The 14,618-nt window shown below is 40.7% G+C and carries 14 protein-coding genes; 8 read left to right on the forward strand and 6 right to left on the reverse strand.

What is annotated here, in order from left to right:
- The first annotated feature begins 76 nt into the window (after window positions 1–76).
- From ALKIM_RS0115845 to ALKIM_RS0115870, 6 genes are all read left to right on the forward strand, one after another.
- Window positions 77–1,657, forward strand: a complete 1,581-nt coding sequence (locus tag ALKIM_RS0115845) for a S41 family peptidase (protein ID WP_235714436.1) — start codon at window positions 77–79, stop codon at window positions 1,655–1,657.
- Between the two features lie 482 nt (window positions 1,658–2,139).
- Window positions 2,140–2,763 carry a nicotinamide riboside transporter PnuC gene (gene pnuC / locus ALKIM_RS0115850; protein ID WP_044118384.1) on the forward strand — a complete coding sequence of 208 codons (624 nt, stop codon included), beginning with the start codon at window positions 2,140–2,142 and terminating at the stop codon, window positions 2,761–2,763.
- An 8-nt stretch (window positions 2,764–2,771) separates the two neighbouring features.
- On the forward strand, window positions 2,772–3,281 hold the full coding sequence (locus tag ALKIM_RS18905; RefSeq protein ID WP_044118018.1) for an AAA family ATPase: 510 nt from the start codon (window positions 2,772–2,774) through the stop codon (window positions 3,279–3,281).
- Window positions 3,282–3,286: 5 nt separating this feature from the next.
- Window positions 3,287–4,213 (forward strand): serine O-acetyltransferase EpsC, encoded by a 927-nt coding sequence (epsC, locus tag ALKIM_RS0115860; protein WP_026475497.1) that lies wholly within the window; start codon window positions 3,287–3,289, stop codon window positions 4,211–4,213.
- A 234-nt stretch (window positions 4,214–4,447) separates the two neighbouring features.
- Window positions 4,448–4,996 carry a SiaB family protein kinase gene (locus ALKIM_RS0115865; RefSeq protein WP_235714437.1) on the forward strand — a complete coding sequence of 183 codons (549 nt, stop codon included), beginning with the start codon at window positions 4,448–4,450 and terminating at the stop codon, window positions 4,994–4,996.
- Window positions 4,997–5,016: 20 nt separating this feature from the next.
- Window positions 5,017–5,397: a DUF1987 domain-containing protein gene (locus ALKIM_RS0115870; RefSeq protein ID WP_026475499.1), complete on the forward strand. Its 381-nt coding sequence runs from the start codon at window positions 5,017–5,019 to the stop codon at window positions 5,395–5,397.
- 85 nt (window positions 5,398–5,482) lie between these two features.
- Here the strand turns inward: ALKIM_RS0115870 and ALKIM_RS18910 are convergent, their stop codons facing one another.
- From ALKIM_RS18910 to ALKIM_RS19445, 4 genes are all read right to left on the reverse strand, one after another.
- Window positions 5,483–8,569, reverse strand: coding sequence for an ATP-binding cassette domain-containing protein (locus tag ALKIM_RS18910; RefSeq protein ID WP_044118019.1), 3,087 nt, complete (start codon window positions 8,567–8,569; stop codon window positions 5,483–5,485).
- Between the two features lie 48 nt (window positions 8,570–8,617).
- Window positions 8,618–9,055, reverse strand: coding sequence for a hypothetical protein (locus ALKIM_RS0115880; RefSeq protein ID WP_026475500.1), 438 nt, complete (start codon window positions 9,053–9,055; stop codon window positions 8,618–8,620).
- 119 nt (window positions 9,056–9,174) lie between these two features.
- Window positions 9,175–9,741 carry a PepSY-associated TM helix domain-containing protein gene (locus ALKIM_RS0115885; RefSeq protein WP_026475501.1) on the reverse strand — a complete coding sequence of 189 codons (567 nt, stop codon included), beginning with the start codon at window positions 9,739–9,741 and terminating at the stop codon, window positions 9,175–9,177.
- Between the two features lie 63 nt (window positions 9,742–9,804).
- Window positions 9,805–10,266: a hypothetical protein gene (locus ALKIM_RS19445; RefSeq protein WP_052345609.1), complete on the reverse strand. Its 462-nt coding sequence runs from the start codon at window positions 10,264–10,266 to the stop codon at window positions 9,805–9,807.
- Between the two features lie 210 nt (window positions 10,267–10,476).
- Between ALKIM_RS19445 and clpB the strand changes: the two genes are divergently transcribed.
- Both clpB and ALKIM_RS18920 read left to right on the forward strand, forming a co-directional pair.
- Window positions 10,477–13,059, forward strand: coding sequence for an ATP-dependent chaperone ClpB (clpB, locus tag ALKIM_RS0115895; RefSeq protein WP_026475502.1), 2,583 nt, complete (start codon window positions 10,477–10,479; stop codon window positions 13,057–13,059).
- 115 nt (window positions 13,060–13,174) lie between these two features.
- The gene (locus tag ALKIM_RS18920) at window positions 13,175–13,501 is read left to right on the forward strand and encodes a hypothetical protein (protein WP_157363948.1); all 327 of its coding nucleotides are present in this window, start codon (window positions 13,175–13,177) and stop codon (window positions 13,499–13,501) included.
- A 72-nt stretch (window positions 13,502–13,573) separates the two neighbouring features.
- On the opposite strand, the gene ALKIM_RS0115905 is transcribed toward ALKIM_RS18920, so the two are convergent.
- Both ALKIM_RS0115905 and ALKIM_RS0115910 read right to left on the reverse strand, forming a co-directional pair.
- Window positions 13,574–13,885 (reverse strand): STAS domain-containing protein, encoded by a 312-nt coding sequence (locus ALKIM_RS0115905; protein ID WP_026475504.1) that lies wholly within the window; start codon window positions 13,883–13,885, stop codon window positions 13,574–13,576.
- Between the two features lie 3 nt (window positions 13,886–13,888).
- A complete protein-coding gene (locus ALKIM_RS0115910) occupies window positions 13,889–14,368 on the reverse strand; it encodes an Hpt domain-containing protein (RefSeq protein WP_026475505.1) in 480 nt (159 codons plus the stop codon).
- Window positions 14,369–14,618 lie beyond the last annotated feature (250 nt).

Here is a 14,618-nt window from a genome sequence, read left to right on the forward strand (position 1 = left end):
TTGTCCCGTAAGGCTCTTTTTGCTAAAAGATGACCTTCGGTATAAAAATCTTCTTTGTAATTTAAATGAATGTAGGATGATGAAGTTTCGTTTATTGCTGTTGTTTCTTTTACCCATTTCGGTTATTACTGCGCAACGTTCCGATCCGGGTTTAAATAATATTCAGATTGCCTGGCAGCTTATCACCAATTTTTATGTGGATAATGTAGACCGGGAGGACTTGGCACGTGAGGCCATTGAGGCAATGTTACGCAAATTGGACCCGCATTCGGTGTTAATTCCGGCCGATGAAGTAAAGGCCATGAATGAACCCCTCGACGGAAACTTTGAAGGGGTAGGTATAGAGTTTACCATTCTGAATGATACGCTCACTGTGGTTTCAACTGTGGTTGGCGGGCCCTCCGAAAAAGTGGGTATTCGGGCCGGTGATCGTATTGTTGCCATCAACAATGAAAATGTGGCAGCGGTTGGTTTGCGAAATTCCGATGTCTTTACCATGCTGCGTGGCAAAAAAGGCACACAGGTAAATGTGTCTGTTATCAGGCATGGCAAAGATAACCAGATGGAGTTTATTGTGACTCGTGACCGTATTCCGATTCATAGTATTGAAGCTGCCTATTTGGCCTCTCCAGAAACGGGTTATATTAAAATCAGCCGTTTTGCAGCAACTACCCACGACGAATTTGTGACCGCGTTGAAAGGATTGAAACGACAAGGTATTAAGAACCTTGTACTCGACCTTCGCGGCAACGGTGGAGGTTACCTCAAAGCAGCTTTAGATATTGCCGACGAGTTTTTAGGTAATGGCCAACTTATGCTTTACACGCAGGGTGCATCGATGCCCCGCAGGGATCATCTCGCCGGTCGGGGGGGATTATGGCAGAAGGGTGGTTTGGTTATTATGCTGGATGAGTTCTCGGCATCTGCCAGCGAGATTGTAGCTGGCGCTGTTCAAGATTGGGACAGAGGTGTGGTAATTGGACGCAGAAGTTTCGGCAAAGGATTGGTTCAGAGACCATTCAGCCTGCCTGATGGTTCTGAAATCAGATTAACCATTGCCAATTATTACACACCTTCAGGAAGAAGCATTCAGAAGCCCTATTCCAATGGATTGTCGGAGTATCGCGCTGAGACCACTCTTCGTTTTATGAACGGCGAATTGACCAATCGCGACAGCATCCACATGGAAGATTTAAAGTATTATGAGACCCTGAAGAGTAAACGCCCTGTGTATGGCGGTGGCGGAATTATTCCCGATGTGTTTATTCCACTTGATACTACAATGTATTCAAATTACTACCGGGAGCTGGTTGCAAGTGGCGTGATGAATCGTGTGGCCATGCATTTTATGGATCGAAACCGTAGTCAGATTCAGGAACTTTTTTCCGATTTTTCTGCTTTTCAGAAAGGGTACATGGTAGATGAACAGCTGATTTCAGCGCTTGTTTCTGATGGTGAGAAAGCGGGAATCAAATATTCTGAGGCAGATATGCAAGTTTCAGGGAGATTGATACAAACTCAACTCAAAGCACTTATTGCCCGTGATTTGTGGTCAACCAGCGAATATTATCAAGTGATAAATCCACTGCTCACTGTATATAGTAAGGCTATTGAACTTATTGAGAATAGAGATCTTTTTTCTGAGATACTGAATTAGTTTCGAATGGCTATGGTTTTTACAAATAGCTATTAGTGTTATAGTGGGAGTTAAACGGATTAACCCGGTAGTCTTTACTGACGCCGGGTTTTTACGTTATTATACTTTGCGCGCAATACGCATAGCAGCAGTAATACAAGACAAGGAAAATCATGCCCTACAGCTCCTGATTATGGTTAACCAGAGCGATTTTTGCCGGTATTGAAATCTGTCATTCAAAATGTATTATGAGCGTGGTAAATACACTTCGTTTTTATGGTTCAGAAATAAAATCGCATGGCAGTTATAATTCCTCGCGAATCTTCGCAATTTAAATTTACTACGAAACTTTAGCATCAATCAACTTTTAAACCTCACTGCTGTTTCTTTTGATGGTCTATAGATTTCAATAGGCTTCATATCATAAAACATTTTATGTGTCATTTATTTCCGGCATATCATTATTTAAATGGCATGTTTTTATATTTTTGAACAAAAAAATAATGGAATCTTGGTTACAACAGTATTGGATTGAACTTGCAGGTACAATTTTCGCCATTATTTATCTTTCTCTATCCATAAGAGAGAATATATGGCTTTGGCCTGTGGGTTTCCTGACTTCATTTTTTTACCTGATTGTCTTTTTCCAAAGTCGTCTTTATGCCGATATGGGATTACAGTTTTACTATCTGGTGGTGAGTGTTTACGGTTGGTTTCACTGGATGGGACAACGTAAAAATGGGGTTTTGGTGAAGACAGATTTGCCTACCGTTTCCATTGTAAAAATGCAATGGATTGTTTATTTGTTAGCAATTGGTATTTTAATCATATTCATTTATATTGCATTGATTTTCCTACCCGGTATGCTTGATTTGCCACCCTCTGATCTGCCTCTTGGTGATGCTTTTACAACTGCAGCAAGTATTGTGGCAACCTGGATGCTGGCACGAAAGTTTCTGGAAAATTGGTTGATATGGATTGTGGTCAATGCATTTTCTCTTGGCATGTATGCCTACAAGGGTTTGTACATTACAGTTTTTCTATTTGTTATCTATACTGCAATGTCGGTAGTTGGGTATTATAGGTGGAAGCGGCACATGCTGCATAACGCCACCGTAAACGTTTAACATTGCGGATGATTTCAATTGTAGTATCAGGACCAGAGTCTACAGGTAAGTCCACCTTGACTCGAGCATTGGCCAATGCCTTCCGCTGTGTGGGAGTAAATGAGTACGCTCGGGATTATATTTCCCGCTTACGGCGACCCTATGCAGCAAGTGATGTAGAAACAATTGCCAACCGGCAATTGGCAGTGTTTCGGATGATGATGAAAAATGAGCCAATGGTCATTTTCGATACTTTTTTAATCATAACAAAAGTTTGGTTTCAGGAGGTGTTTGGATATTGCCCCATCTGGTTGCATGATGCCATCCGCAACAATAAACCTTCCCTGGTATTGCTATGTTTTCCCGATATTGCGTGGGAGCCGGATCCACTTCGCGAAAATGGCGATAGGCGTGACTATTTATTTGATTGTTACAAAAGTGAACTCAATCGTTATAGGATTGAATGGCGGGAAGTGTCAGGGGTGGGCGAATGCCGCATCCAGAATGCCATCTTACATATAGAAGACTTTTTAAAATAAGAATTATGACAAACCTTGAGTATCCTAAGGAGCTACGAAAGAGTATAGAATCTCTCTCCAATGAGGAGTCGTATCGCTCTGTGTGTCATCGGCATTATCCTGACCAGCCAATGCCATCTATTCATGTTCTGGAGGAGATTGTCAGTCTTGCCAGGGAGATCATCTTTCCCGGATACTTTGGAAACTCGCCAACAAGGCCAGGCAGCGTTCAGTACTACATAGGTGTAAATGTTGAGATGCTCTACGAAAAGTTGCGTCAGCAGATATTTGCCGGATTATGCTTTGGCTGTGACGATGCCGAGCAGTTCAAAATTGAGGACGCCAAACAGAGGGCTTCGCAACTGGCAGTTAGTTTTATCAATCAATTGCCTGAATTACGATATCTGCTGTCGACCGACGTAGAGGCAGCTTTTCTGGGCGACCCGGCAGCTCACAGCCGTGCAGAAGTTATATTTTGTTATCCTGCCATTAAGGCCATCACAAATTACCGCGTAGCCCATGCATTGTTAGAGCTCAATGTTCCGCTAATACCACGCATTATTTCTGAAATGGCCCATTCCGAAACCGGAATTGACATACATCCAAGGGCAAAGATTGGTCACAGCTTCACCATTGACCATGGCACCGGTGTGGTTATTGGTGCCACTTCTATTATAGGAAGCAATGTGAAGATTTTTCAGGGCGTAACATTGGGTGCAAAGAGCTTTCCGCTCGATGAGCATGGTAATCCCATTAAAGGCATCCCAAGACACCCAATTGTTGAGGATAACGTTATAATTTACTCTCAGGCAACTATTCTGGGACGCATTACCATAGGAGCAAACTCTGTGATAGGTGGTAACGTATGGATAACATCAGATGTGCCGCCAAACAGTAAAGTGGTGCAGGGAAAATTTCGTGCAACAGGTTTTATTGGTGGAGATGGAATTTAGTAACTTATAATAAAATTATTTTGTTTGCAGAGGATGGAATGCTTTAGAAACAACTGAATAATGAGGACTTTTATCCTAAAAAGATGTAAGTTTACCATTCGTTTTTCTTAATTAACCAAATATTTTACTCTATTTGCAATCCATAAACGTACAATACCTTATAATAATGTACTTTTAGAGAATCGTTGGTGTTGAAATTATGTATCTTTGAGTTAAGAAATGGTAAAATCTGGAATGGGGTTTGATCTTGATAAATGGTATGCGCAGAAAATGCAGGGAGAAGTGATTCTCAAGTATATGGGCGATGTCTCTTCTGATAAAATCACAGAGGCGCTGGAAGGCATTGAATCAAATCTCAATCTTAAAAATGAAATAAATAAAACGCGCAAGAAAGTATACAATGTATTTGTTGAGTGTATCCAAAATTTGTTTCATCACGTAGATGTACCTCCCGTTTCAGCACATGTTGAACTGGTTCCAAAATTTGGAATTATAATACTTGCCCGCGACAATTCCTTTTACAGAATTTCCACTGGAAATTTTGTCAGGTTGGATAAAGTTAATATTATTAAGGATCGAATTGATCAGGTAAATTCCCTCTCTGATGAAGAGGTGAAAATGCTCTACAGAGAGATTCTTGGTAATGAGGGGATTACAAGCAAAGGAGGAGGAGGGCTTGGAATGCTCGACATTGTTCGAAAAACTGGAAATAAACTAGAATACGCACTCTATCCTTTTGATGATGAGTACGTGTTTTTCTCACTTGATGTCTATATTAGTTAAATTATACTGGTATTACCAACATGGAAACAATTATTCGCGAAGGGAGTCCAAAGACTCCATATGTAAGATTAGATGGTGAAAAAGGATTGATTGAAATCAAAGGTCGCTCCATTCCTGAAAATTCAGTGGAGTTTTACAAACCTTTGATTGATTGGTTGGATAAGTATGGCACCACCCCATTGGAATCTACTGATGTAAATGTACAGTTAGAATATTTCAATACCAGTTCATCTAAATGCATTCTGGATATTTTTAAAAAACTTGAATTGATTTATAAGAAGGGCAGTAAAGTGCAGATTAATTGGTACTACGAGGAAGATGATGAGGATATGTTTGAAGCCGGGGAGGATTACCAGTCGATTATTAATATTCCATTTTCGATGATAGAGATGGAGGAGTAGCAGTAGGTTGGATAATTTTTTACACAGAATATATTGAAGCAGGAATCCAATCCGTCACATTTCGGAGGTTCCTGCTTTTTATTTTTTATTTTTCTGTCGGAAATAATGATTCTATATGCTTCCGCTTGAAACGGTAGCCAAGCTTGAAGGAGCGCTGGAACACCCCGGCATAAAGAAAGACAAACAGAATAATGTTTAACGCCCATATCACCCCCAAATTAACATAGTAGGTATCTACTGTTAGGCCTGCTATCTTTTTTACCGGTGAAAGAAAATGTGCCTTGATAAAAGGATGCCCAGGATCAGTGAATATTGGGTCAAATTTTTGAATTAACTCATCATCAAGTTGTATTACTCGATTGGCAAAGATGTCGTTCGTTCTTTTTACAAAACGCTCAAGGTTCTCATTGTGATGGCTGTTTCGCAGTTCGATGAGATACTCTTCTCCGTGTGACGAAATTATCTCTCTCCGTCTGTTTTCCATGGCGTCATCGGCCCGGTTGTACAAACCTATATAAAATGATTTGGTGTGCTCCAGATGGCTTTGAAGCGCTTTATGAACTGATTCGTTAAATAGCGAAAGAGTCAAACTGTCAACCGCTTCAAAACCACTATCCGACATGTTGAGCTTGTTGTGCTTATTTACTTCATTTCTTATAAGTCGAAGGATGGCCTCACGATCAATTTCAGAGGCTTTTTCGTAACGGTTCAGTTGGTTGGTTAATTCTGGCACCCAAAAATCCTTTCGGTAGGTCGCCTGACTCTTTAACTTGTCGTATATAAAGAAGTTCTTCTGATACTCATTGTTTTTAAACTGATTCACGGCGAGCCCTTCAAACGCCCAGCGTGCTGTTATGAGTTCCCCATACCACGGTATATTTTTGCTCGACGAGAGGTTGGGATTTAACTGATCGTAACTCACAAAAACACCACTAAGTATTAACTGTGGTATTATCAGGAATGGTATAAGGATGTAAATGTTGACGGTTTTTTTGAATGAGTCTGAGATATTTAAACCCAGCAGATTGGCAAAAACAGAGGCGGAAAATAGCATCATCCAGTAGGCCATTCCCATCCCTTTTATCTCCAGAATGGCATTGCCTACCAATACCAACAGGCCAGTTTGAATGGCTGATAAAACTCCCAGAATCACCACTTTTGAGACGAGGTAACTTAGCCGCGACAAATTTAGAAATGACTCACGCTTTAATATTTTTTTATCGGAAATAATCTCTTCGGCACTTACCGAGAGTCCTATAAAAATGGCTATGATTACGGCAATGATAATATAAACCGTAAGATTGGGATTCTGAACAAACTTATATCCATTTGAAGCGTTTGTGCCTACTTCGAAGTAGAGAATGAGCGATGCAAGGATAAATGCCAGAAGTGGTGACTCCAAAAGATTGATAACCAAATATTGTCTGTTTGCAAGTTTTGACATCACATCACGGGTCATAAATATCCAGAACTGTTTTATCCGGTTAGGCGTTTTAAATGTGATATCTGGCAATTCGGCAGATTGGGCTTGACTTTTATCTATTTGTTGCGTTTGGCCCGCTATGTGAAATTTATTATACCACTCCTCCGAAGTGATGCGCCTGGTGTCAGTTGGTGAACCATATTCGTCAAGAACCTGGCTGTTTATGATTGTTAAAATCTGCTCGGGACTCACATTGCCGCAATGTGGGCACTCGTTTTCGTCCCGATTCACATGGTTGATGCAATCTTTGAAATAGTTAATCGAACCTACTGTATCGCCATCGTAAATGAGATATCCTCCAGCATCAAGCACCAAAAGCTGATTAAACATCTTAAATATATCAGATGAAGGCTGGTGAATTACCACATATATCAATTTTCCCTTTTGAGCCAATTCTTTCAGCAAGTCCATGATATTTTCCGAATCTCTTGATGAAAGACCGGATGTAGGCTCATCCATAAACATTACCGATGGCTCACGAATTAGCTCAAGGGCTATGTTGAGACGTTTGCGTTGTCCGCCACTGATTTTTTTATTTAGCGGACTTCCTACTTTCATGTTTCGGATATCGTAAAGTCCCAGAGATTTGAGCAGTGCCAATACTTTTCTGCGTATCCCGGGTTGGCTCAAGTGGTCAAAGCAGAGGCGTGCATTGTAATAGAGGTTTTGATATACCGTCAGGTCTTCCATTAAAAGGTCGTCCTGAGATACATAGCCTATAAGACCCTTAACCTTGTGCGCCTCATCATGTATATTTACATTGTTGATGGTAACACTGCCCGATTGCGGATTGAGAATTCCGGTAAGTAAATTAATTAGCGTTGTTTTTCCAGCTCCGGAATCACCCATAATACCCACCAGACTTCCTGAATTTGAACGGAAACTCATCGGGTGTAATCCTGTTTCGCTTCCGGCGTATTTAAACGCGATTTTTGAAGCTTCAAATACGAATGGCTTTTTTTGTTTGCTCTGATAGAAGTGGGATGCCACCTCGGTGTAGGTGATTGGGGTGATGCGTTTGTGCCTGAGCGAACTGCCCGGGCGCATGAAATATATACGTGCTGGTTGAACCACCTGCCCGTTAAGGGTCATCTCTGTGCCACGCTTTGATTTGATAAGCAATAAGCTGGCTGAGTGGATGTTCAGAATCCGTAGTTCATTGTTTAAATGTTCCCTGTAAAGAAAGCCTTCTTTGTCAATATTTTCAGGGTTTCCACTAATAAAGAGCAGATTGTGTCCAGGTGCTTTACTTTGAAAATCGTCAGTTATAAAAGCGTATAATTCTATATATTCATCTGCTTTTATATTGAAAGTTTCTGCAATGGTGTTGGCAAACTCCAGCTCAATTGCAGAGATGTTTCCATGCCCGGAATTTAGAAACTCGAGTAGCTGAATTAAAACAATGAGCTTTTGGTAATATGTAAGTTCCTCGTTAATCTTGGTGGCAATCCTCAGGACCCGAACTGAGCTGGCTGCATATCTTTTCTTTATTCGCTCAGTATCACGCAGTTTTTGTGTTTGTTCATTTTTGTAGGTATCAAAAAGAGCCAGATATTCATCTACCAGTTTTTGATTTAGCTGTTGGGAGAGGTAATTTCTTACGATGTTTCGACCTTCCTCCGAATCCTGCTCAGGGGAAGAGAGTAAAGCAAACAATTGCATCAAGGCTTTCAAAATTCCTTCACTCATTGTCTAAACAGATTTACCCGGTGGAGATTGATGCTTATCTATGTGTTTCTAGGGACGTTTATCGCTATTTGTGAATCCAATCAGAAGCATTGCCATACCCGATTGTGCCACATCGGTATTCAAACGGGCTTCGATAATGCACTCCATCGAACCTTCCATTTTGAAATCCCACAAGGCCGGATTGTTGTAATCTTTGCTATTGAAGAGTTTATTGCGATTGGTATCAAGAAGTGTAAACTCGATAAGTCCCGGATCAAATGAACACAACACTATTCGGTATGTATTGCCATGATAGAACGTGGTTCTGAACTCCGCAACTTCATCTCCGGTTAAAAATGCCTTCATCGATCTATCACCGGTAATGAAAGGACTCCTGATGTTTATCAGGCAGTTTTTTACAAGTTCTTCTTCCTGAGAGTTTATGCCGGTTGGAAGGATAAAAGTCAGTGCCAACAGGGTCAGTATAAAAACTGTTTTTTTCTTCATCGTTATTAGTTTTTTATCCTAATTTCTCAAAGTTATTCAAAACCTATCATAATATAAATAGATGATTGCGCTTTTTTTCGTTATTCTGTAAAAAATGGTGTTATGTCAATCTAAAATGATTAAGAGCCTTTGTGAAAAATCAGGAACAATATGGGTATTAATAGTCCAGCTAACGAAAGCAATGCGCCCCGATAGCTAATGCCGTTCTTTCCCTTGATAATAAAAAGTCCGGTTATCGATATCACTATGAGAGCTACTGCAAAAATATCGGAAAACCATTTCCACCAGCTGCCCGGATTATAATGCAGATAATTCACATGATAGAATAGTGGACGCTTGCGAATGCTCTCGAATATGAAGGATTCAGTGGTGAAGTTGAGCGTGATGGATGCATCACCTGTAAGGAATATTCTTATTTGGTCAGGAGAAGGTCTGAAGTGGCTTTTGTAGCGATTGTTGAGTTGTTGACGCTCGAGGAACTCAACAATGGCCTTTCTATCACCTGATTTCAGCTCATTGTCACTAAAAAGTGACTGCTCTTCATGGGTTATAATATAGTTGGGGTTCCAGTCGTTGCGGTGATTAATTGCAATTCCTGACAGGGCATAAACGATGGTAATGCCAGCAAAAAAATATCCCAAATCACGATGTATTGATCTATTCCACTTTCGCCAATTGGTTTTCATATCCAGGGTTAGAAAAAACCGGAATCTGAAATTCAGATTCCGGTGATTTATGTGCTCGTTTGTCTATATAATCACTTTGTATTCACTACACTCCATTTGCAGATTCGCCGTTTTGCTATCGTTTACACAGCTGTGTCCTTCAGCATGTTCATGATCGTGTTCATGTGCGTGGTTGGTGCCTACAATTACACCAAACACTTCAACTTGCGAACCTTCAAGTTGCAAACCAAAAGAACTGATAGACTCTCCTGCAGTAATCAGCAGCACATTCTCTTCATCGGTTCCCTGAAGAAACATCTTTTTTCCGCCATTTCGGCAGGTGTGGATGCACAAACCTTCCAGAAGTATTTCTTTGCCAATAAAGGCATCCGGGTTTGAAAACACATCATCTACGGATACGGAGCGGGCTTTAATTGCGTGATTACTGCAACATGGCTTTGCTGCTTCATTGCTCGAGGTGGGTCTCTTTTGGTTGCAAGCTGCGAAGCTTATCAATGCCAGGGTTAAAATAATTAATTGTTTCATCTCTTCTCGTAAGTTTAAGTTTTGTGGATGCAATTTAGTTTTTTGTTGCATGGTTTCAAAATAACCTCATACATCTCTGGTTGTTTCAAGAAAGAAACTGTATGCTGCAATTTTGTCGCTCAATGTTTTGGTGTTTTGTGTCAAAATGGCGCTAAATTGGATGTGGCAACGGATTTGTTGGTTCACTGTCTAAACCAATTATTTTAAATCATGAACTTGAATCAATTTACCATAAAAGCACAAGAGGCTGTTCAACAAGCCTTTCAGGTAGCCCAGGGATTTAACCATCAGGCTATTGAAACCGGCCATTTACTAAAAGGAGTAATTCAGACTGAAGAGGGGCTAACGCGTTTTATATTCAGCAAACTTGGAATTGGCAATGTGATGCCAATTCTCGACAAAATAGTAGAGTCATATCCAAAAGTCTCGGGAGGTGAACCATATTTGGGGCGTGGCGCTTCAGATGCGCTTCAAAAGGCGCTTAATAAAGCGCGTGAAATGGATGATAGGTTTGCATCTATCGAACATATTCTGATTGGACTTTTATCTGGCAATGATGCCGTTGGAAAAATGCTTAAAGATGCAGGTGCTACCGAAAGTGCCATGACACAGGCTGTGACGGAATTGCGCAAGGGCAGTAAGGTGGAAAGTCAGACTGCTGAAGATACATACAATGCATTGGGTAGGTTTGCCATCAATTTGAACGAACAAGCACGGCTGGGAAAGCTTGACCCCGTAATTGGACGTGATGAGGAAATCCGACGCATTTTACAAATTCTAAGCCGCCGTACAAAGAATAATCCGGTTCTTATTGGTGAACCCGGAGTGGGTAAAACAGCCATAGCAGAAGGGCTGGCTCATCGAATTATAAATGGCGATGTACCCGACAACCTGAAAAGTAAGCAAATCTATTCGCTTGACATGGGCGCATTAATAGCCGGTGCAAAGTATAAAGGCGAGTTTGAGGAGCGCTTAAAGTCCGTTGTTAAGGAGGTTATTTCGAGCAATGGCGAGATTGTCCTTTTCATTGATGAGATTCATACCCTGGTTGGAGCAGGAAAAGGCGAAGGAGCCATGGATGCTGCAAATATATTGAAACCCGCACTCGCTCGCGGAGAGTTAAGAGCCATTGGCGCCACAACGCTAAATGAGTATCAGAAGTATTTTGAAAAAGATAAAGCTCTGGAGCGCCGGTTTCAGATTGTATTAGTAGATGAACCGGATGTGCTCTCCTCTGTTTCAATACTTCGTGGACTCAAGGAGCGTTACGAATCGCACCACAAGGTTCGTATTAGAGATGAGGCTATTATTGCAGCCGTTGAACTCTCAAAACGTTACATTTCTGACAGATTTCTGCCCGACAAAGCCATTGATTTGATTGATGAGGCGGCATCCAAACTGCGTTTGGAAATGAACTCTGTTCCCGAAGAGATAGATGAAATTGAACGCCGAATAAAACAGTTGGAGATTGAACGTGAGGCTATTAAGCGCGAAGGAGATAAAAACAAGTTGGAGCAACTTAGTAGGGAGATTGCTGATTTGAAAGAGTCTCGTTCTGTATTACGAAGTAAATGGGAGGAGGAGCGTGGCATTATTGATGAAATACAAAAACAGAAAACTGCTATCGAGAATTATAAGTTTGAAGCCGATAAAGCTGAACGCGAGGGTTTATATGATAAAGTAGCCGAATTGCGGTATGGTCGCATAAAAGATGCTGAACTTACTATTGACAGACTAAAATCTTCACTTATGGAGAAGCAGTCCGATTCTGCCATGATTAAGGAGGAAGTGGATGCGGAGGATGTGGCACAGGTTGTGAGCCGATGGACGGGGATACCTGTTAGCAAGATGCTTAGGAGTGAGAGGCAGAAGCTCTTGACAATAGAAGCTGAGCTACACAAGAGAGTCGTCGGTCAGGATGAAGCCATATCTGCGGTAGCAAATGCCGTTAGACGAAGTCGGGCCGGTTTACAAGATGCGCGCAGACCAATTGGGTCATTTATCTTTCTTGGAACAACGGGAGTTGGTAAAACAGAACTTGCAAAGGCTCTTGCGGGCTTTTTGTTCGATGACGACAATCTCATGACGCGCATCGACATGTCTGAATATCAGGAGCGACACTCTGTTTCGCGATTGGTAGGTGCACCCCCGGGATATGTTGGTTATGACGAAGGCGGACAGTTGACCGAAGCTGTAAGGCGAAAACCCTACTCTGTTGTTTTACTTGACGAAATTGAAAAAGCACATCCAGATGTGTTTAATATTTTACTTCAGGTTTTGGATGATGGACGGCTTACAGACAATAAGGGGCGCGTGGTGGACTTTAAAAATACCATCGTTATTATGACATCAAACCTTGGTTCACATCTGCTTCAGCAAGGTATCGAAGGTGAAGGTGATTTTGATGCCCATGTAAGTGACGATGCCAGAAATAAGGTGATGGAGTTGCTTCGTCAGACCATTCGACCGGAGTTTCTTAACCGGGTGGATGAAATTATACTATTTACGCCGCTTAATAAGCAGCAGGTTAAAGAGATAGTGAAAATGCAGTTTGAGCAGGTGGCTGTTATGTTGCGTGCGCAAGGGATTCACATATCGCTAACAGAAATGGCCCTGGATTATCTGGTTAGAACCGGTTTTGACCCGATGTACGGCGCTCGACCCATACGGCGCACCATTCAGCGAAATCTTCTCAATCACTTATCTCAAGTGATTCTTGCTGAGCAGATTACTTCTGGAAAGGCTATTGAGGTGGATGTAGAGAACGATGCTATCATATTCAGAAACAGATGAATTTTACCAATAGTTTGCTCATAATTGGGCAAACTATTAAAAAAAATTGACACCGCGGACTGATTGGCTTAATTTTGGGAATCGAAAAAGTGAATATAAACCCAAAGCTGTTGCCATGAGTAAGATATTATTCGTTGCTGTATCTGTCGTATTCTCAATTTACCTTTCTTGCGGATGCGCTGAACGTCAGGATACCATGCAAAAGGATGTAAATCGCATCATCGGAAAGATTATTGAGGCCAATGAGTTGGCAAACCAGATTGATTATACTGATTTAAACAATTCTACCGTACAGTTACAGAAACTTGAATGGTTATCAGGTGAAATTCAGGATTGGGACTCGCAAATGAAGAAAAAATACCCATCAAAAGAGGAGCAGGAGAAGATAAGTGCTCTTCTTATTAAAACAATTGCTGATAATGGCATGGGGTTGCCAAAGTAATCAAACTATTGTGCTTATAAAAGTTAAAGCCATCGGAGTATTTGAGTTCCAATGGCTTTACTTTATTGTTTATCACAGAGTGTGAAAATCAAATACTTTATCGAGCTTCATCAGTGTGAGCAATCCCATCACATCCTTGTTCACGTTTTGAAGCTGGAATAAACCATTATTTTGACGGGCAGTTTTTAGTGCCGAAATGAGCACACCAATGCCTGTACTATCGATGAAACGGATGTTTTCAAGATTCAGAACCAGCTTGTAGTTATTCTTTACCAGCACATCAGTCAATTCATCTTTCACAAGCGGCGCAACGGAAGCATTAAGCCGATCGGTTCCTTCGAGCATGCCTACTTGCAAGTTGTTTTTGGTCTCTGTCTTTAACATAGATTATTTCTTTTCTAAAACGCTTTTTAATTCATTACATGCAATGGCGCAGGTGCTGTTGAACTTTTCTATAATCGAAAGCATTAAATTCTCCGACACATTTGCTTTTATCCATTCCTGTTTTTCGTTTGGATAGCTATTGAGATTCTGACTTAAATTATTCAATTCACTAAGCTCCTTTTCACCCAAATTTTGTTGGTCGCGAAGAAAATCAATACGCTTCCATTTGGCCATCAATTCCAAATTCTTTAATTCGATATTGCCAAGATCATTCATTCCCATCGAGATTACTGATGACTTGGCCTTATGTGCCAAAGCTGCCAACTCTTTCCACGCTTTATTATTGAAACAGTCTGTAAAACCATCTGTAAATTCCGGCATTTGCTCAAGAAAAATGACTATCAACTCCTTGATGATGCTGTCATCTCCATCTGCAATGCTCTCGAGATACGTTAGGTCTACTACACTGAATTGCTCTGACATGATGGTATTATATCGTTAAAACTATAATAAATGCAAATCTAATATATTAGTTTAAAATCCGAAATATATTAAGAAATAGTTTAATATGATATTTTGTTCATTTTAATTACATTGTTTTTTAAACCTTGGTTCAATATTATTACAAATATCAGTTAATGATGTGTCAAAATCCATTATTTTTACAATAAACACAAACGAATCTGATTGTATTTCTCAAAAATCTGAAATTCCGTATTTCTTCACGCTTCGA

The sequence above is a fragment of the Alkaliflexus imshenetskii DSM 15055 genome (assembly GCF_000517065.1).
In the GTDB taxonomy this organism is placed as follows: Bacteria; Bacteroidota; Bacteroidia; order Bacteroidales; family Marinilabiliaceae; genus Alkaliflexus; species Alkaliflexus imshenetskii.